Source organism: Arthrobacter sp. PvP103 (genome assembly GCF_017833075.1).
Lineage (GTDB): Bacteria > Actinomycetota > Actinomycetes > Actinomycetales > Micrococcaceae > Arthrobacter.
Map to the genome: position 1 here is coordinate 4360492 of NZ_JAFIBQ010000001.1, position 18594 is coordinate 4379085.

Annotated in this window: 12 protein-coding genes and 1 pseudogene; 9 read left to right on the forward strand and 4 right to left on the reverse strand. The window is 63.3% G+C overall.

The annotated features are described in order from the left end of the window. Window positions 1–1059 precede the first annotated feature (1059 nt). Window positions 1060–1368 (reverse strand): annotated as a pseudogene (locus JOE41_RS19920) (DUF4192 family protein); the annotation flags it as partial. 641 nt (window positions 1369–2009) lie between these two features. Between JOE41_RS19920 and JOE41_RS19925 the strand changes: the two are divergent. Beyond that, the gene (locus JOE41_RS19925; protein ID WP_209753358.1) at window positions 2010–3494 is read left to right on the forward strand and encodes a glycosyltransferase; all 1485 of its coding nucleotides are present in this window, start codon (window positions 2010–2012) and stop codon (window positions 3492–3494) included. Between the two features lie 328 nt (window positions 3495–3822). Here JOE41_RS19925 and JOE41_RS21135 read toward each other — a convergent pair whose 3' ends face one another. Further along, window positions 3823–4335, reverse strand: a complete 513-nt coding sequence (locus JOE41_RS21135) for an Hsp20/alpha crystallin family protein (RefSeq protein WP_307800724.1) — start codon at window positions 4333–4335, stop codon at window positions 3823–3825. A gap of 297 nt (window positions 4336–4632) precedes the next feature. Here JOE41_RS21135 and JOE41_RS19940 point away from each other — a divergent pair, with 297 nt between their 5' ends. From JOE41_RS19940 to JOE41_RS19950, 3 genes are all read left to right on the forward strand, one after another. After that, window positions 4633–5649, forward strand: a complete 1017-nt coding sequence (locus JOE41_RS19940) for an alpha/beta hydrolase (protein WP_307800725.1) — start codon at window positions 4633–4635, stop codon at window positions 5647–5649. Between the two features lie 26 nt (window positions 5650–5675). Next, the gene (locus JOE41_RS19945; protein ID WP_209753359.1) at window positions 5676–6620 is read left to right on the forward strand and encodes an alpha/beta fold hydrolase; all 945 of its coding nucleotides are present in this window, start codon (window positions 5676–5678) and stop codon (window positions 6618–6620) included. 1094 nt (window positions 6621–7714) lie between these two features. Then, complete coding sequence (locus JOE41_RS19950) at window positions 7715–8185, forward strand: hypothetical protein (protein ID WP_209753360.1); 471 nt, start codon at window positions 7715–7717, stop codon at window positions 8183–8185. 432 nt (window positions 8186–8617) lie between these two features. Here the strand turns inward: JOE41_RS19950 and JOE41_RS19955 are convergent, their stop codons facing one another. Continuing rightward, the gene (locus JOE41_RS19955) at window positions 8618–9901 is read right to left on the reverse strand and encodes a benzoate/H(+) symporter BenE family transporter (protein WP_209753361.1); all 1284 of its coding nucleotides are present in this window, start codon (window positions 9899–9901) and stop codon (window positions 8618–8620) included. 104 nt (window positions 9902–10005) lie between these two features. Beyond that, window positions 10006–10902, reverse strand: coding sequence for a catechol 1,2-dioxygenase (gene catA / locus JOE41_RS19960; RefSeq protein ID WP_209753362.1), 897 nt, complete (start codon window positions 10900–10902; stop codon window positions 10006–10008). A 316-nt stretch (window positions 10903–11218) separates the two neighbouring features. Here catA and benA point away from each other — a divergent pair, with 316 nt between their 5' ends. The 5 genes from benA (at window position 11219) to JOE41_RS19985 (ending at window position 18586) form a co-directional block, all read left to right on the forward strand. Further along, window positions 11219–12601, forward strand: coding sequence for a benzoate 1,2-dioxygenase large subunit (gene benA / locus JOE41_RS19965; protein ID WP_209753363.1), 1383 nt, complete (start codon window positions 11219–11221; stop codon window positions 12599–12601). A 35-nt stretch (window positions 12602–12636) separates the two neighbouring features. Beyond that, a complete protein-coding gene (gene benB / locus JOE41_RS19970; RefSeq protein ID WP_209753364.1) occupies window positions 12637–13173 on the forward strand; it encodes a benzoate 1,2-dioxygenase small subunit in 537 nt (178 codons plus the stop codon). A gap of 121 nt (window positions 13174–13294) precedes the next feature. After that, window positions 13295–14866: a benzoate 1,2-dioxygenase electron transfer component BenC gene (gene benC / locus JOE41_RS19975; RefSeq protein WP_209753365.1), complete on the forward strand. Its 1572-nt coding sequence runs from the start codon at window positions 13295–13297 to the stop codon at window positions 14864–14866. Continuing rightward, window positions 14866–15693: a 1,6-dihydroxycyclohexa-2,4-diene-1-carboxylate dehydrogenase gene (locus tag JOE41_RS19980; protein ID WP_209753366.1), complete on the forward strand. Its 828-nt coding sequence runs from the start codon at window positions 14866–14868 to the stop codon at window positions 15691–15693. Before benC ends, JOE41_RS19980 begins: the two co-directional genes overlap by 1 nt. A gap of 61 nt (window positions 15694–15754) precedes the next feature. Further along, window positions 15755–18586, forward strand: coding sequence for an AAA family ATPase (locus JOE41_RS19985; RefSeq protein ID WP_209753367.1), 2832 nt, complete (start codon window positions 15755–15757; stop codon window positions 18584–18586). The last annotated feature ends 8 nt before the right edge of the window (window positions 18587–18594 follow it).

An 18594-nucleotide genomic window follows, 5' to 3' on the forward strand; every position in this document is an offset into this window, starting at 1 on the left:
CGCATGTTTTCGAGGCTTCTCGGTCTTTGCAAGGGCTGGAATGCAGTTCGAGTCCCAACTCGGGCACGCATAACCCCTCGTCAGAGGGGTTTTTGCTTTGATGTGTGGACATTGACCCTACGCGGGTCCCTCTGACGTTGTCCGCGGTATGTTCCTGGCGCCGCGGTGGCCTATTCGGTTATGTGGGTGGCGGGATCAGGGTCCTGGCTTGTGGGCCCTCCGCCTGCTGGGATGTGCGGTCATCCGGGTCTCCGTTCTTGCTCCTGTGTTGGCTGGGGTTGGTCCTTCAACTGTTCATGGGCCTGGGTTGTGCTGTCGACATGACTTTGCGAGACATTTCCTCAGGAATTTTTGTTGGCATGGCGGTTTCTGTGGCGTAGGGGAGTGGGGATGTGGCCGGTTGTCCGGCCAAAGGGGTGTGGACATTGTCCACACGCTGTCCACAGGCCGCTCTTTAGCTTGCATTGTGATGCCCCTCCTCCTGGCTCTGCCTTCACTACTTCATGAAGTTCTCTGTCTACGACGACATGACTTCGCGGCCAGATCGCCGGTGTCGTTGGACGCTCCCGGGTTCAACGGGAGCGTCTGGGGGTATCGGAGGCTGTGGCGTCCGACCCGGCGGCAGGGTGAAGGTGTGTGGGATCCGGACTCTTCTTCCGGGCAGCCCTGGTTTGGTTGATCCGCCTGACTTTGGCGACCCGAGCTGGCAACGCTGCTCGCTTTTCCTTCCGCGGAGCACACGCAGGAGTGGAATTCCGATCCGGATGGATGGGTCTCTGATCGCGGGGGCCTGGAAGTTGGCAATCAGGTCGATGGTCTGGTCGTCGTTGGGATAACTGATAGCGTCCAGCATGCCGTCCCAGAGTGTTCTGGCTTGTTCGAGGGCCTCGCCCGGGTTCATCCTGTGGATGGTGTTCACGCGGTCATCGACGGCGTCGGCTGTGCGGTTTTCTTTTGTCGAGGCTGGCAGGGTGATGTGGCTTGTTGGTGCGACGGTGCTGCCGCGGTAGACGAATTCGGCGTTGATCTGGCTGGACTGGGTTGCCTTCAGGGGTAGTGTCAGTCCGTCGTGGGGGTCGCCGTCGTACGGGAGACGGTGTTGTCTCCGACGAGCAGTCCGTCGCAGATGGTCATTGCGCGTTCGGCCAGCGCGCAGGTCAGTGCTGCGATGGTGGCTGCGTGCGGTTTGGGTTGCCCGGGTTTTGGGGTTTCGGAGGTGTACACGGGGAAGAGGACGCTGGCGGCGCTGGTGTCGTGGGCGAGGTAGTCGGCGACTGTGCGGGCGTATCTGAGTCCGCCCCCGGGTGTGGGGAGGTCGACTCTGAGGGTTGCGCCGACGCGGTTGTTGTCCAGGGTGATGCAGACGAGGCTCTCGTGTGGTCAGAACCCGAGGGTGTGCCCGACGAAACGGAGGACGTCGGCTGGGGTTTTGATGGTGAGCGGTTCCATGGTCCTTCTCCTTCAGCGGCTGGCGGGCACCGGATGTGTCTGTCAGATGTGTGCGTCGTTCTGATACATGGAGTCAGCGCTGGGTTTGAGGGTCCGGAGTGCAACTTGGGGAACCGGGAGCGGTTCAACGTTTCGTAAGGGAATAAGCGACGGAGGAGCGCCGAACGAAACTTTGGATCGAGCCCGGCGCATGGCGCCCTGGTTGCGTGGAGGACCCGCCCAGCGATGATGGGGATCAGAATGACAAACAGCGAAGTTGCTTCTGGTGTTTCATGGAGGCGGGGGAGCGGGGCGGCATGATTTCGGACTTTGCTTCGCCGCCATCTGGAAACTGCCGATAATTCACTCAAGGTGTGACGGCTTGAACCAGGACCATCCCTCCAAGTCTCAGCCCTGTGCCAAACGAACATGGGCCTCGCGGGTTCACTTCTGGCCGGGGTGAAGCGCGAGGCCAGGGCCGGGTTTCCAGCGCGGCCGCCTTCCAAACAGTCTGCCGTCAGTGCCCCCATCCAGGTCCCCACCGCCCTACGCAATAGGAATTACTCATCTAGACTCTCTTCATGCGCAGAACGTTGGCACGAGGCCCCGACGCCGCTGGGAGGGAGCGCGTACTTATCCTGTCAGCAGGTGTAGGAGCGGGGCACAACAGCGCCGCGGCGGCGGTGCGGCAGGCGTGTGCCGCGCGCGCCGACATCGACGAGGTGCAGGTGCTGGACGTGCTGCAGGTGAGCAGCGTGCTCTACCGCACACTGCTGGGCAGGGGTTACTTCGTCCTGGTCGAGGACTTGCCCTGGCTGGTCGAGTGGGGCTACGACATCAACGACCGTCCGTTCCGGCGGCGGGGCCCAGTAGACCCTTGGACACGGGTGAACGCTCTTCCGGTGATCGGTGCGATCAAGCGATTCCGGCCGACCGCGATCATCTGCACGCACTTCCTGCCAGCCCAACTGCTGGCGTCACTGCTCCTTCGCGGCGTGATTGACGCGAGGACCGCCGTCGTTACAACGGACTACGACTTCCAGGGCCTATGGCTTACGGGCGCGTTCCACGCGCTCTTCCTGGCCAGGGAGGAGGGGAGGGTGGAACTGATGGCGCTGGGTTTGCCCCCCGACCGCGTCGCGGCCACGGGGATCCCTATCGCTACCCAGCTGAACGTAGCGCCTGCGCGCGATGCAAACGAGCCCCCGATGCTGCTGATCTCGGCGGGTGCGACTGGCGGCGACTATGCCGTCTCGGTCGTGCGGCAGACGCTGCACATGCGCTCGTCCTTCACGGCCACGGTCATGTGCGGACGCAACAATGCGCTGCGGCAGCGTATCGAGCAGCTGGTGGCGCCCGCTGGCGACCGCTACCGCGTGCTCGGCTTCACGGCGGAGTTGCCGCAGCTGCTGCGCCGCGCCGACCTGTTTGTGGGCAAGCCGGGCGGCCTGTCGGCGTCGGAGTGCATGGCTGCAGGACTGCCCATGGTGCTTGTGAACACCATCCCGGGGCAGGAGGTTCGCAACGGCGACTACCTGATGGAACAGGGGGCGGCGGTCCGCTGCAACACTCCCGCGACGATCGGCTGGAAGATCGACGAGCTGCTGCGGGAGCCGGGTCGCCTGCAGCGGATGCAGGCGGCGGCGCAGAGAACGGGCCGCCCTAACGCTGCAGCGGACGTGCTGACCGGACTGCTGGACGGGCCGTCCCGTCCCCTGGTCGTGACACGCGCAGCGCAGAAGACGATACTCGCCGAGAGCGAGCGGCGCGTCGTTGCGACGGATCTGACGGGACCCTCCTCGCTCGTCCGCGTGGTCGACTTGGCTGGGGCTAGCACGGTCGCGCTGCTGCGAGCCGAGGAGCTGGGAGATCTGCAGAAGCGCTACGCCACCCCGGACGGGGGTCTGGTACTGCGGCGCGGCGACGCGCTCATGTCGCTCAGGGGAGAGGAGCGGCGGCTGCTCCGCGCCATTCTTCGGGGGGACGACGAGCTGCCCGTCCGCGTCGAGGGGCCCTCGCCACCCCCTCGCATCGTTCCCGCGGGACCGGCCGGACACGACCCTTAGGGACTGAATTGCTGCAGTCACCGGAGGATGCAGTCACCGGAGGTTATGAAGGACAGGACGCCCGTCAGGCCGTGCAGGCAGCTATCTGCCAGGTGCCCCCCGACGTCGAGCTTGAAAACCTCGCCGGCCGCGTCCGGCTGCGACAGGACCTAGAGCTCGACTCACTCGACATTTCTCCACCTCGTGGAAATCATCGCAAAGACCATGGGCGTGGACATTCCGGAACGTGACTATCCGGCCGTGGCAACGGTTGACGGCAGGGTCAACTACCTGGCCAGCCACGGCTCAAGGTAACTTGGCCGACCAAGGTGGTGGCCCTCGGCCGCTGTCATCGCAATCGGGTGCCATACCTGCTGTGCTCGACATTGCCATTGGGCGTCCACTGTTGTGTGCTTACCAGGTCTCCGGCAGCATATTTGCGTGGCGACCGCTGCTGAGGCCGTTCTAATGCAGCTTTCAAAGAGCCGTTCGGTGTCATGGACGGCGAAGGCGCCTTGGGCCCGGTTCCGCGTGAACAGCATGTCGTCCGCGGCGAGCCGGACTTGGCCGTGAATCCCGGGGACAGGAGTTGGCCAGCTGCCTGGAACAGCACGGCGGTGATGGTGTGGGCGGGTCGGCTGCGCCGGTATGGTCCATGAACCACTGCCGGTGTCTTCCGGGCCGCCGGCTGTGCTGCTTGGTACGAAAGGTGGGGAGGGACTTCCAATACCCCGTCGGAGTAGGTGGCTTTGATAACTCCTTCCTTAACATCGTCGGGAAGCGGGACGCTGCGGCTGAAGGGTCCGTACCGGAATTCGGTCCGGAAGCGCTGGGAATCAAACAGTCTGTCCAGGGAGTGCACCAGCCCAGACGGGGTGCATAGGCGTGTTGGATAGCAAGGTCCAACGGGTCGTCGCGAAAGGACACCATTTCAGCAGATCAGACATGACAGCTTCCCCAGACCCTGGGCAAGGAAGGGCCTTCAGCGGACCGGTGTCCCTCCAATAGATACGGCGGGCGAAACAGGCAACAAGGACGAAAGGCCCCCGGGCCCGCCGACGTTCGGCATTTCTGGTCTTCCGGCTAGCATTATTGGATGACCACTGCGGTCCATCATTCCGAAAATGCCTTCTCGCTGGCACGCCGGGCGCGAGGAGTGGTGCGCCGCGTCCCGGTCTGGACATGGCGGCTCCTCATGCGCTCGGTGAGCTCACGTGAGCGGACGAGGTTTAACAGCGAACCCATCACGGAAGTGGACTACGTCCACGACATAAATTACCTGGGCGATAATGTGCGGGCGCACCACCTGGACGTGCTCACCCCTGCTGCTCCGGCTGTGGACAGCCCTGAGGGGAGAGCCGGGAACCAAAAGTCCTTGCCTGTCTACGTCTATTTCCACGGCGGAGGCTGGACGTCCGGGGACAAGTCAGCGCTGACCAAGTACTGCGCGAACCAGGCGCTCGGCGGGATGGTTGTGGTCAACGTCAACTACCGCCAGCCTCCCCGTTTCCACATGGGCCATGTTCTGAGGGATGCAAATGCAGCCTTGGCGTGGGTAAGTGCCAACATAGGCCAATACGGCGGGGATCCGGAATGCGTGATCTTAGGGGGTGACTCCGCCGGCGGTCAGATCGCGGCTTTGCTCACCGCTACCATCTTCAGGCCTGAGCTCGCCGCGCACTACTCCTTGAAGCCAGCTGTCCCCGGGAAGCACCTGAAGGGACTGGTTCAGCACTGCAGCGTGGTTGATTTCTCTGTGTTTTTCAAGAGCGGCTTTGTCCTCAGCCTGAACTTCGTCCGAATGTTGCTGCCATCGGCCGGCAAGGCTAGGGGCTGGATGCAGAGGGCCTTCTCCACTGGCCCGGGCATGGAACGGCTAAGGGCCGCGACCGGCTTCGTGTCTCCCATTGAGTGGCTCGACGGCCGCTTCCCACCGGTGTTCGTCACTACGTCCGAGCGCGACTTCTTTTACGAGGCGAACGTGAACTTCATAAAACGGCTTCAACAGAACGCCGTGCCAGTGGACATGTTGATCTACTCCTGGGCGAATGCCAACACTGAACACACATGGCAGCAGGACTACCGCTATCCGGAATCCCAGGAGGTATACCGGCGCCTGCGCGCTTTCGTCCGGAATGTCTCACAGCAGCCTGTTGACCATGACCCCGCACCATAGGCAGCCGTCCGGGCTATGTTTGGACCATGGCAGCGCAGAGGCAGGGTCAGGAACCGTCCGGGGTCGATCCAGAGGGGAATGGCTCCGCGAGGGTTGATGCGGCTGCCCTGCGGGATGCCCAACTGGGGGACGTAGACTGGACCATCCCGCCTGCTGGTTCCGTGACCATGCGCATCCCCGTACCCAGCGGTCAACTTGCGGCCTTGGCAATGGGTGACCCCGACGATCCATGGATCGTACTGGTTCCGGGCGCTACTGGCTCGAAAGAGGACTTCTCGCTCATGATGCCGGACCTGGCCGGCGGGGGCTTTTTTGTACTGAGCTATGACCTGGCCGGTCAGTATGAGTCAGCAGCAGCGGGGCCGGAGAAGCTGGTCCCACCAAAGCGGCGTTACGACTACAAACTCTTTGCCGAGGATTTCCTTGCAGTCATCGAGGCCGCCGGCAAACCCGTGCACATAGTGGCTTACTCCTTCGCCGCCATTGTTGCCCAAATCGCCTTTTCGAAGAGACCGGACCTGTTCAAGACCCTAACCCTTTTGAGCTGCCCGCCGGAGCCCGGGCAAGGCTTCCGTGGCGTCAGCCGGATCGGCCGTTTCAGCAGCTGGGCCAATGACCGGATCGGTGCAGCCCTGCTGATTTGGGGCATTCGCAGGGGTTTTGTCCCGGTTCCCAAGGGGCGCCGGCGGTTCGTCAACTACCGCTTCCGTTTTACCCGCCGGGCCTCTGTCCGGGACATCTATGGACTAATGAAGAATGCACCGGACCTGAGGAAATTCCTGGCCGACGCCGCACTCCCGAAGTTCGTTGCGGTCGGTGAGCATGACTTATGGCCCTTGCACCTGCACCGGTGTTTCGCGCAGGCGATCGGAGCCCGGATCGCCGTCTACCGCGGCGGGCACAGTCCCTGCGAAACTTCGCCACACCAGTTCAGCCGTGACCTGCTGGTCCTTTATGGGAAGGATAGCTGAACGGCGTCGGAACACGCGTCATCGGCGGCCCCCTGCACGCGCTGCCAGTGTATACGTCCCAAGCGGCGCCTAAGCGGTCCACGGGCGGAGGCTTATTCCTACCCCGAACGGATTGAAATTTGCTCAGAAGAGAGTGTGGACATTGTCCACACTCTTGGCTTCGGATCGGCTCCTATTGGCTTGGGACTGCTTCGGATTCCGCATGTTTCCGCGGGTTGCCAGTGTTTGCAAGGGCTGGAATGCAGTTCGAGTCCCAACTCGGGCACGCATAACCCCTCGTCAGAGGGGTTTTTGCTTTAATGTGTGGACATTTACTCTCTGCGGGTCCCTCTGACGTTGGCCGCGGTCTGTGCTTGTCGCCGCGGTGGCCTGTTCGGTTGTGTGGGTGGCGGGGTCAGGGTCCTGGCGGTGGGCCCTCCGCCTGCTGGAAGCTAGGGTTATGGGTTGTCCTATCTGGGTGTTCCGGTGGCCAGTTGTTGGCCGTCACTTATTCATCGCCAAGGGTTGTGGTGACGACATGACGAAGGCGAATTCTCTTCGATGATCTTCCTCGGATAGCTGCTCTGCGAACCGGGGAGAGTCCGCTCATCGTGAGTTTGTCCGGCCAAAGAAGGTGTGGACAATGTCCCCACCTTGTCCAAATCCGGCTTTTCGACCTGCATTTTGATCCCTTCCTCCGGTTCTGCGGGCATCACTTCATGCAGTTCTCTGTTGTAGGCGACATGACTTTGCGGCCTGGATCGTCGGTTTCGTAGGACGTTCCTGTTAGCGGGCACGTCTTATGGCGTGTTTGAGGCGCCGGCGCACGATCCGTCGACAGAGTGAAGGTGTGCGGGATCCGGACTTTCTTCCGTGCATGGTCGTCTACCCCTTGGCCGGGGAAGATCGAGTACCCGATACTCGTGTGCTTCAACTCGCAACAGCTTGTACTGGTATCTGTACTAGAGCACTGTCCGTATGCCGCTGCGAACACCAAGGATGAAGTGGATTGGGGAATCGAATATGAGGCAGCATCACGCGTCTGGTGGGAGCCCTTGCTGTGGCCCCTACGTATCGGGGCGCAGCGGCGAGACAACTGAAGGAGAACGGCCGGCATGAGCCCTCGCGAAACACAAGCCCCCAACTTCCGGGTCGGCGAGAACGTCTACGAGCCGACACAGTACGAAGCTATAGGGCGGTTAAGGCCCCGCCCCTGGCCTGTTGGCCCGGCTGAAAGCTACGGGAAAGTGGACTTCGATGACGGCGAGGGAAAGACCGTCCTCACCCTCTACATTCAGCGCGTTCCCGAAGAAGGTTACGTCCTGCACGTCGAGCACCTAGCCGTGCCGCTGCGGGTGGATGGCACGCTCCTTCGCCTGAGCCCGGCTCCTCACGTTGACAGGGGCGCCGCGGACTATCGCCGCATCACTGCTGCCCGTACGGCTGCCGCGAAGGCCGAGGCCGAGCTGGACGCCGCCGTCAGCGCCGCCCGTGCAAACGGAGACTCCTGGGAGGTTATCGGCACCGCCCTTGGCACGTCCGCTCGAACTGCCCGGGAGCGGTTCGGACACCTGAGGCGACCGTGAAATGGGTTGTCGACGAATGGGTCCTGTTGCGGTCCTGGTAGCCAAGATGGTCCGGTTGAAGTCTAGGTCCCTCTCACGGGTGTGTGCTGAAATGCTGATTTCGACCCTAATCTGACAGGTGGCGGGGGACCAGCTGACGTCAGGTTGGCGTGTACCTAGCAGGGGCCCCGAAAGCAACGTCAACGTGAACGCCCCAAAGAGTCTCACCCGGAACACCCCGAAGAATCAGACGCGGTCTGGGTTCATCGCGGGGGCGGGCCACCGCCGCGACGCTCGTGAGAGGGTGCGGCTTCGCTACCTAGGACTGCTGTTCCAGTTGTCCCGTACGTGGGACCTGGCGTCGTGGGAGGCTGAGATATCGGACCCATAACGACATTGACGTAGTCCGCCTGGGTGGGCTGGTACGAGGAGGGCGCCGCGGGTTGACCCGCCCTAGAGATCGAGATGGTCCGCGTGCTCCAGCAGCCTGGACACCGCGTAGCCGATTACCAGTCCCCAGAAGGCGGAGTGGATGTTGAAAAGGTTCAGACCGGAAATCGTGACCACGAATGTCACCAGTGATCCCAGCGTGAAGGCAGTGGCGAAGGCCGTCACAAAGGCCTGCTGAAGGGCCCGTAGCATCGCGATTCCGCCCAGGGTGAGGACGAACTCCTTGGGGCTGGCGAGCATCAGCCTCGTGAGCAAGGGCGCCAGTACGGCGCAGGCAACGGCCAGTATGCCGTAGACGACGGCGGCCGAGTACTGGCGCTGTTTGGTTCCGGAGGATGTCAACAAAGCATTGGTAGGGCCCGTGACACACGCTGAAACCGCGCCGAATGAAGCGTTGAGCACGGAAAAGGCTCCGGAGGTGACTGCAAAAACGTTAACGGGCGGCCGGTGGCCGGCAGCGCGGAGGACGGCGATGCCCTGGCCGTTCTGGACAAACAACACGGTGAGGGCAAGGGGAATAACCAGCTCAAGCTGGGCTGCCCAGGTGAAGTTGGGACCTGTGAACACGGGTGCGGCCAGCAAGGGTCCTGCCTCGCTGAGGACGAACTGGCCACTTACCGCCACGGCCACGCAGCCGGCCATTAGGGTGCCGAGTACCGGCGGAACGAAGCGCCCAAGGACCGGCACGGCAGTGAGCAGCAGGAATGCTGCCACCATCGGGCCGGCAATGGCCGGATTGGATTGCGTTGAGGCAACAATGTCTGTGCCGAACTTAAGGAACACGGCGGCCACCATGGCCATGACGATTTGCATTGGCACGCGGGCCATGATGAGGCGGACTACGCCGGTGGCGCCCAGCGCGAGGACGAGCACGCCGGACGTGAAGAAGGCCCCCACCACTTCCGCAAAGGACAGGTGCTGGAGGGACGGCCCCAGGAGCACCGTCCCGGGAATGGACCAGGCGAAGCCCAGAGGCTGCCGGTAGAGGAGAGACATGACCAGCGTTGCTGCTCCGCCGGAGAATAGGATGCCAAACACCCAGGACGCGAGTTGGGCTTCGGTAAGTCCTCCCGCAGCTCCCACTGCCAGGGTTACAGCTATCGGGCCGGAAGCGGAGAAGATGAGGCCGATCACCCCGTTGGAGACATAAGGCATGCCGAGGTCACGGAAGACCTGTCCCACGCCTGCGGGACGGACACCCGGGCGTTCCAGCAGGGGCTGGCGTACATGGGCCGCAGCAGTTTCCGTTGCGGGGACGGTGGGCGGGTCCTGACGGGATGGCTGCATTCTGGCTCCTGGGAACGGGTGCACAAGATACAGGCGCCCCGGAGGTGACCCTCCGGAGCGCCCCTGTGGCGCCGGAGGGAACCGGCACCAATTGGCGGTGGTCCTTACTTGTGCTGGCCTTCTTTGGCGAGGACGTAGTCATAGACCACTTCTTCGCCTGCGCCGCCATCCGTGCGCGGCTTGGGGTCGAGCATCAGTTCAGGCTTGACGGCCGAGGCGATGTCGTCCGCGTTGTGCGGGTCGCCCGGGAAGTACAGCTGCTGGGTTACCGGCTGGAATCCCGGCGCGGAAACCTTGATGTGGATGTGTGCCGGGCGCCAGGCATGCCAGCCTGCCGCGCTGATCAGCTGCCCGCATGCCCCGTCGGTGGGAATCTGGTACGGCGCCGGGCGCATCGTGTTGATTTCGAAGCGGCCGTCGTCGTCCGCCTTGACCGTTGCTCGGAACAGCCATTCCGGGAGGCCCGGCGCGTACTGGGAGTAGAACCCGGCGCTGTCGGCGTGCCAAATTTCCACCTGGGCGTTCCGGATGGGATTACCGTCCGTATCGGTGAAGCGGCCGCTGAAGCGCAGCGGGGTGCCCTCCTCGTCCTCACGCATTTCGACGGTGCCCGGGGTCTGGAGCACCGGGGAGCCCGGCACGTAGTAAGGCCCTTCGATGGTGCCCACAGTGCCGGGGCGGTCCTGGGAGTTGACGTCCTCCACGGTGTGCTCCAGCCACACGTCGAGGAACAGCGGCCATTCCCCGTCAGTTCCCACTTTGATGAGCCAGGCTTTGAGTGCGTTGTATTCCTCGTAGGTGACCTGGTGTTCGACGACGATGTCGTTGGCGGCCTTGATGAGTGCCCCCGCCAGCAGGCTCACTCTTTCCTTCGGCACATCCAGACGGGAGAGCTTGCCTGAGGCGGTGAAGCGTTCGGTGGCCTTGGAGCCTGCTTCGACGGCAGTGCCTTCGTCCTCTTTGCGGGTGTCTGCTCGGGTCTCGGTCATGGTGATGTCCATACTCCTCTTTGAATAAAGGACAGGAAGTGCTCCTGTGCCATTGCGAAGGCGGGCGGCTGGACTTGCACCTGCCACCACGCGACCTCGGGTGATGTCCGTCTCATCGTAGGCTTCAAATAAGGACGCTACAAATATCGATTTAGCCTGTTTTTAGTCAAAAAGGCGACATAAAGGCACCCTAGGTCGAACCTAGGTATTTGCCTGATGTGAGAGCTGTCACGGTGGACAAGACTTACCTGACAACGTCCTGGGCGTTCCGCGACGCTAGCCGGACCACCCGCCCATCCGTCCAGCACTCTCCAATGAAGGAGCAGCCATGACCGAGAACATGACCCATCTCCGCGAGGTCCTTGCCGACGCCGTGATCGACGACCGTGACAACGGCGTCATCCGGGCCAAGCGCGAGATTTTCACGGATGAAGAGATTTTCGAACTGGAGATGAAGCACATCTTCGAGGGCAACTGGGTTTACCTGGCCCACGAATCCCAGATCCCCAACGTGGGGGACTACTTCACCACCAACATCGGCCGTACTCCTGTGGTGATCACCCGTGACAAGGACGAAAAGCTCAATTGCATCGTCAACGCATGCTCACATCGCGGTGCGATGCTGTGCCGCCGTAAGACGGACAACCGCACCACGTTAACCTGTCCGTTTCACGGCTGGACGTTCAAGAATTCCGGTGAACTGCTCAAGGTTAAAGACTCCCGCAATGCGGGCTACCCGGAGACGTTCAACAAAGAGGGCTCCCACGACCTCACCAAGGTTGCCCGTTTCGAGTCTTACCGGGGCTTCCTGTTTGGCTCGCTGAAAGCTGACGTTCTTCCTCTCGAAGAGCACCTGGGTGACGCCACCAAGGTGATCGATTCGATCGTGGATCAGTCCCCGGAGGGACTGGAGGTGCTGCGTGGGTCCTCCACCTACACATACGACGGCAACTGGAAGGTGCAGGCGGAGAACGGCGCCGACGGCTACCACGTGACCGCGGTCCACTGGAACTACGCTGCCACTACGGCCCGCCGCACCGCCGGAGACTCCGCGAACAAGACCAAGGCCATGGACGCCGGCAAGTGGGGCAAGGTCAAGGGCGGTTTCTATTCCTATGACCATGGACACCTGCTGCTGTGGCAGGAATGGACAAACCCGGAGGACCGCCCGCTGTGGGACCGCCGCGAGGAGCTCGTCGCCAAGTACGGCGAGGAGATGGCTAACTTCATGATCAATATTTCGCGGAACCTCTGCCTTTACCCGAACGTCTACATCATGGATCAGTTCTCCTCGCAGATCCGCCACTTCCGTCCCATCTCGGCGGACCAGACCGAGGTGACGATCTACTGCATCGCCCCGAAGGGCGAGTCACAGGAGAACCGGTCCAAGCGCATCCGCCAGTATGAAGACTTCTTCAACGCCACCGGCATGGCCACTCCCGACGATCTCGAGGAGTTCCGGTCCTGCAACAAAACCTACTGGGCTACTTCTGCGCCTTGGAACGATATGACCCGCGGGTCCACCCACGAGATTGCGGGCCCTGACGAGCAGGCCCAGGCGCTGGGAATGACCAGGGTCATCGCTTCCGGGGTACGAACCGAGGACGAGGGGCTTTACCCCATTCAGCACGGGTACTGGAAGGAAGTCATGGACCGGGCCTTGGCGGAGGAGGAGACCTCCGCACTGGACGCTGTTCCAGTCCAAGCCTGACTCAGAGCCCGCCGACCAGAAAGAGCGCAGAACCCATGACCAACCTGACCCAAACCGCCCCGGTCCTGAAGACCGCGGAGGAGATCGCAACCCTCGAGACCGTCCGGGCGTTCCTTTACCGGGAAGCCCGCCTGCTGGACGACCGCCAGTTCGATGAATGGCTTGAGTGCTACCACCCGGACTCCGAGTTCTGGATGCCGGCATGGGACGTCGACGACCGGCTGACGCAGGATCCCCAGAACGAAATCTCCCTTATCTACTACGACAACCGCGGCGGCATCGAGGACCGGGTGTTCCGGATCAAGACCGACCGGTCTTCTGCCACCTCCCTTCCCGAGCCGCGCACGGGCCACAACATCACGGACATCGAGGTTTTGGCGAACGACGGCGGCCAGGTCCAGGTGCGCTTCAACTGGTTAACCCTCTACTTCCGATACAACACGACGGACACGTACTTCGGCACCAGCTTCTACACGATCGACCTTTGCGGACCGGAGCCGGTGATCCTGAAGAAGAAAGTGGTCCTGAAGAACGATTACATCCACCACGTGGTGGACGTCTACATGATCTGACCTGCCGTGCGGCGCCCGGGAGTTCCCGGGCGCCGCACGGCGGTTCCCACACCCGTGCCCGCCGGGCACGCCAGAACTATTCCCGGGTCGCGTTGAGGCGGCCCCCAGCCAGGAGGAAACCATGGGCCACAAAGTTGCCCTCAGCTTCGAAGACGGTGTCACCAAAGTCATTAAGGTCGGCGACTACGAGACCGTGATGGACGCCGCGTACAAGGCCCGCATCAATATTCCGTCGGACTGTCGTGACGGCGCATGCGGTACCTGCAAGGCCTTCTGCGATTCCGGCTCCTTCGATCCGGGCGACTACATCGACGACGCCATGACGGAGGAAGAGCTCGACAAGGGCTACATGCTTACCTGCCAAGCGGTTCCCGAGTCTGATCTGGCCATTCAAATCCCCGCCACGTCCGAATCGGCGAAAACCGGAGCCAGTTCCTTCACTGCAACTGTGAAGGAACTCAACAAACACTCGGAAACCACGGTGTCGTTTACCTTGGAGGTGGAAAACCGGGACGCCCTTGCCTTCCTGCCGGGCCAGTACGTCAACATCAAGGTCCCCGGAACCGACGCGGAGCGTTCCTATTCGTTCAGCAGCGGCCCCGAGGTTCAGGATTCCTCATTCATGGTGAGGGTGACGCCACAGGGCGCGATGTCCGAGTACCTGCGCGATCGCGCGGCAGTGGGAGACGCCATCGAATTCACGGGCCCCTACGGATCGTTCTTCCTGCGTGAACCCAAGCGGCCCCTGTTGCTCCTGGCTGGAGGTACCGGCCTGGCGCCACTCCTGTCCATCCTCGAGAAGCTTTCCGAGAACCCGGCGTCGGTACCGGTCCATCTGATTTATGGCCTGACCCGTGAGGCGGACATCGTTGGCCTTGAGTGGCTGCGGGACTATGAGGCGAAGCTGCCGGGATTTACGTGGGACTACATTGCTTCCGAACCTGGCACGTCGGCTCCGCACACGGGCTATGTCACCCAGATTATCGAGCCAAAGCATCTGAACGACGGCGATGTTGACATCTACCTGTGCGGCCCCCCTCCCATGGTCAACGCGGTGTCGAAATGGCTGGACTCCGAGGGAATCAAGCCCGCCAACTTTTACTTCGAGCGCTTTGCCCCGAAGGAGACCACTGGCGGCGACGCGGAGACAGGTGCGCCGGCAGCCGCCGAGAAGATTGCGGCCGACGGCGACACGATGAGCCGCAGTGAGGCCGTTTCGTCCCTGGAGACCGGCCGGCTGGATTTCCGTAAAGAGGACAGCTTCGCACAGCTTGACGCGCGCATGGGCCTGGAACTCGCAGTGAGCGAACTGATGGTGGGCCGCCTGAGCGAGGAGCAGCTGCACCAGTTCCGCCGCCTCGCCGAGGCAACCAAGCGCTCTGTAATTGCCGGCACCATCCAGGAACCGGAAGAGTTCGCGCGGACTAATGAGGAGTTCCACGAATACCTCTTCATGGTCTGCGACAACCCCATGCTGCTCGAGTCCTACCGCCGGCTGGACGTCCACGCGCAGATGGCGGCGGCCTTCGAAACGGGAACCAGGATTTTCGAGCGGGTCATACAGGACCATCTCGATGTCGTTGAGGCTTTTGAGCGCCAGGACAAAGCGCGGGTCCGGGAGGTCATCATGGCCCACGCCCACGATGCCAAGGAAACCATGGCCGGCGCCATCGAGGCCAAGGCCGGCCGCTGATGACACAGCCGTATGCAGGACAGTTCGTTACTCCCGGCCGGTACGCCGGCAAGGTAGTTGTTGTGACGGGTTCCGCCCAGGGCATCGGCCAGAAGGTGGCCGAGCGCATCGGTGCCGAGGGCGGCGCCGTCGTCCTCGTAGACCGGGCCGAGTTGGTCCATGAGGTGGCGAGCGGGATACAGGAGGCGGCAAAGGGTTCCGGTTCAGGTGGCTCGGCCACCTCGGTGACTGCGGATCTGGAGACGTTCGCAGGAGCACAGCAGGCCGTGGACGCGGCACTGGCCGCCCACGGCCGCGTGGATGTGCTGGTTAACAACGTCGGCGGCACCATCTGGGCCCGCCCCTACGAAGAATATGACGAAGACAAGATCGAAAAAGAGATCCGGCGCTCCCTCTTTCCCACCCTGTGGACCTGCCGGGCCGTTCTGCCGGCCATGCTCCTGCAGGGCTCGGGCACCATCGTCAACGTCTCCTCGGTGGCCACCCGCGGGCTGCACCGAGTGCCATATGCGGCGGCCAAAGGGGGTGTCAATGCCCTGACCCAGTCATTGGCGATGGAGGTGGGAGGGCGCGGCATCCGCGTGGTGGCGACAGCCCCCGGCGGCACCGAGGCGCCACCCCGCAAGGTCAAGCGCGGGCCGGAGGCCGAATCCTCCACCGAGAAGGCCTGGTACCAGGTTATCGTTGACCAAACCGTGGAGTCGTCCTTCATGAAGCGCTACGCGACGTTGGACGAGCAGGCCGCGCCGATAGTCTTCCTCGGATCAGATGAGGCGTCATACCTGACCGGCACCATCCTTCCGGTTGCTGGCGGGGACCTGGGCTGAGCCCACTGCGATGGATGTCCGACATCAGGTCCGGCCGGCCGGCTCGGGTAGAGTTGCGGCCATGACGGCGGGCTCCATGCAAGGCGATACTGCGGAGGGCTTTCCCCTGGCCGGCCGGTCAAGGGTCTTTGAGCAACTGCTGGGAATTCTCCGCACGGTCCGCAAGGGCAAAGTGGGCGCAGTGGTGATCACCGGCCCGTCCGGTTCCGGGAAGACCGCCGTGCTGGAGTCCTTTCTTGAGCACTGCCGCACTGTGGCCCGCGGTGTCCGGGTGTTATCCGCCATGGGCGATGAATGGGAGGCTCAGTTTCCGCTCGCGGGTTACTCCCAGCTTATGCTCACCCCGCCGCTGCGCTCGGCAAAGGATTACGACGGCGGCCCTGCTCTGCCCGCGGGTCCCGTTCCGGCTCTTACCGCCGCCCAGGTGGTTAATTACGCGTCCACCCTCAGCACCCACCTCGAAGGGCTGCAGGCCCATGGCAGCGTAGTTGTAGCCGTGGATGACGTCCACAAACTCGATGTGGAGAGCCTGCGCATCCTCACCTTCGTCATGCGCCGGTTGTACGGGAAGCGGATTTTGTTCGTGCTCACCCTCAACCCCGATGACGCTTTACGCGTCCCCAGCAGTGTGCTCGACTTCCTCACTGGCCACCAAATAGCCAGTATCCCACTGGATCCGCTAACCCCGCAGCAGGTTCAAGATCTCGCCCGCAGGATGCTCGGCCTCGACCTCAGCGCGACCGCCGCACACGGCCTGGTCCAGCACACCCGGGGACTCGCGCAACCGATCGTGGAGCTGCTCCGTGAGCTGCCGGCGGAAACCTGGCAGACGTGGTTTCCCTCCCTGCCTCCGACGTCCCGCGTCCGCGCCCGGGTGCGCAGTGTCCTGGAAGCAGCGTCCCCGGCGCTGGTTGCCGTCGCGGAGGCAGCGTCCGTGCTCGGGCGGGCCGCAAGCATGGCAGAGGTTTCCCAGGTCAGCGGAGTGGAACCCCTGATGGAGGCACTCGACGAGGGCCACCGTGCCGGGCTGCTAGGGCTGTCAGTCGACCAGGCACGTTCCGCCGTCGTGTTCTTTGAACCAGGCACCGACGCAGCCGTCTATGAACAGATCGCTCCCAGCCGGCGCATTGGGCTTCATCGGCTGGCCGTCGAGGCCGTGCAACCCGAGGGCGAGAGGTTGGGCCACCGTGTCTCCGCCACACCCGGCGCGGACGAGGCGCTCGCCATAGAGCTGGAGGAATTTGCCCGCCGCCAAGCCCTCGTTGGAGCCTGGCAGGACGCGTCAACAGCATTGTTCTCCGCCTCCCGGCTTTCCCAGGACATCCGTTCCCGGAACGACAGGCTCCTGGGGGCCGTGGATGCCCTGGTGGGTTCCGGCAATATCGCCCAGGCCCAGATGTGGACGGCGGCAGTGGACGCCTTGCCGCCGTCGCCTCTTCGCTCCTCCGTATTGGGCTACCTCTCCACCGCATCGGGACAGAACGACAGCGCGCAGAAGCAGTTGGAGATGGCCTGGCGCACCTCCAACCCGCAGCGTGATCCAACGGCTGCCGCGCAGGTGGCGCAGCGCTTCGTACTGCACGGCGTGGCGTCGTGGGACGGGCCGGTCATTACCACCTGGGCAGAACGGGCCATGGAACTTACCCAGCCGGGCACCCCCGCCCATATAGAATCAGAGGCCATCTACGGCCTCGGCCTGTACGCACAGGGCCGGCTTTCCGAGGCGGAGGCCTCGTATCACCGGGCTTTCGAACATGCTGCCGAGAACGCCCAGAAACAACGGGTCCAGATGGGCGCTGGCTGGCTGGCGCTGCGCCTTGACAACGTTGAGACAGCGTTGGTGAACTTCGAGTCGGCGGCTCCCACTGAGTACCGGGGCGGCTCGATGCGGATTTCGCTGTGGGCCGAGGCCTGGCTGGCCCGCACTCACCTGGTACTCGGAAACTGGGATGCGGCGGCCGCCACCGTGGCGCGCGCATCCGTGCGCCTTGAGACTTCGCGGATGCCGCTGATCCGCCCGTTGCTTTACTGGACTGCGGCGGAGCTATGGTCCATGCGGGGAGACTGGGAGCGGGCCCGGTACTACGTTTCCCAGGCGGCTGTGCAGCCAGGGACGTACCGTGCCATGCAGGTGCCCGCGAGCCTCGCCCGCGCCCGCTTCCACGAGGCCAGGGCGGATTATGAAGGGGCCTTGGCTGTCCTGCAGCCGCTGACGGAGCTGGACCCATGGACCGAGAACAGGGTGTCCTTCTGGCCCTGGCAGGACACCTATGTCAACGCCCTGGTCATGACCGACCAGCTCGACGCCGCCGACTCATTCCTTACGGCGTTCGAACGCGTGCCGCGCGAGCGGGAAGTGCCCTCGGATATGGCGCGGATGGCGTGGGCAAGAGGCCGGCTCGTGGCCGCACAGGGAGACCCGGACACTGCGAGGGAACATTTTGAGGCGTCTTTGGGACACCTTAGGGGGCTCAACCGGCCGTATCTGCGGGCACGGATTAGTTTTGCCTTCGGCCAGAGCATGCGCCGGGCGGGCAAACGGCGCCTGGCCTCCTCGGTCCTGCGGGCCGCCCGCGACCTCTACGACTCCCTGGGGGCGGCCACGTATGTGGAACGGTGCGACCGGGAGCTGAAGGCAACGGGGCTCGACGTCGGGAGCCTGCCTGACCCTGCCGACCCCGTGCTGACCGCCGTCAGCGACCAGCACCGCCAGCTCACAGCCCAGGAACGCGCCGTGGCCGAACTGGTAGCAGGCGGCGCCACCAACAAGGAAGCGGCCCGGACCCTGTTCCTGGCAGAGAAGACCGTGCAGTACCACCTGACCCGGCTCTACCGGAAAATGGGAATCCGCTCCCGTAGCGAGCTCGCGGCCGTGTTCCGGGCCAGGGACTGATCCCGGAA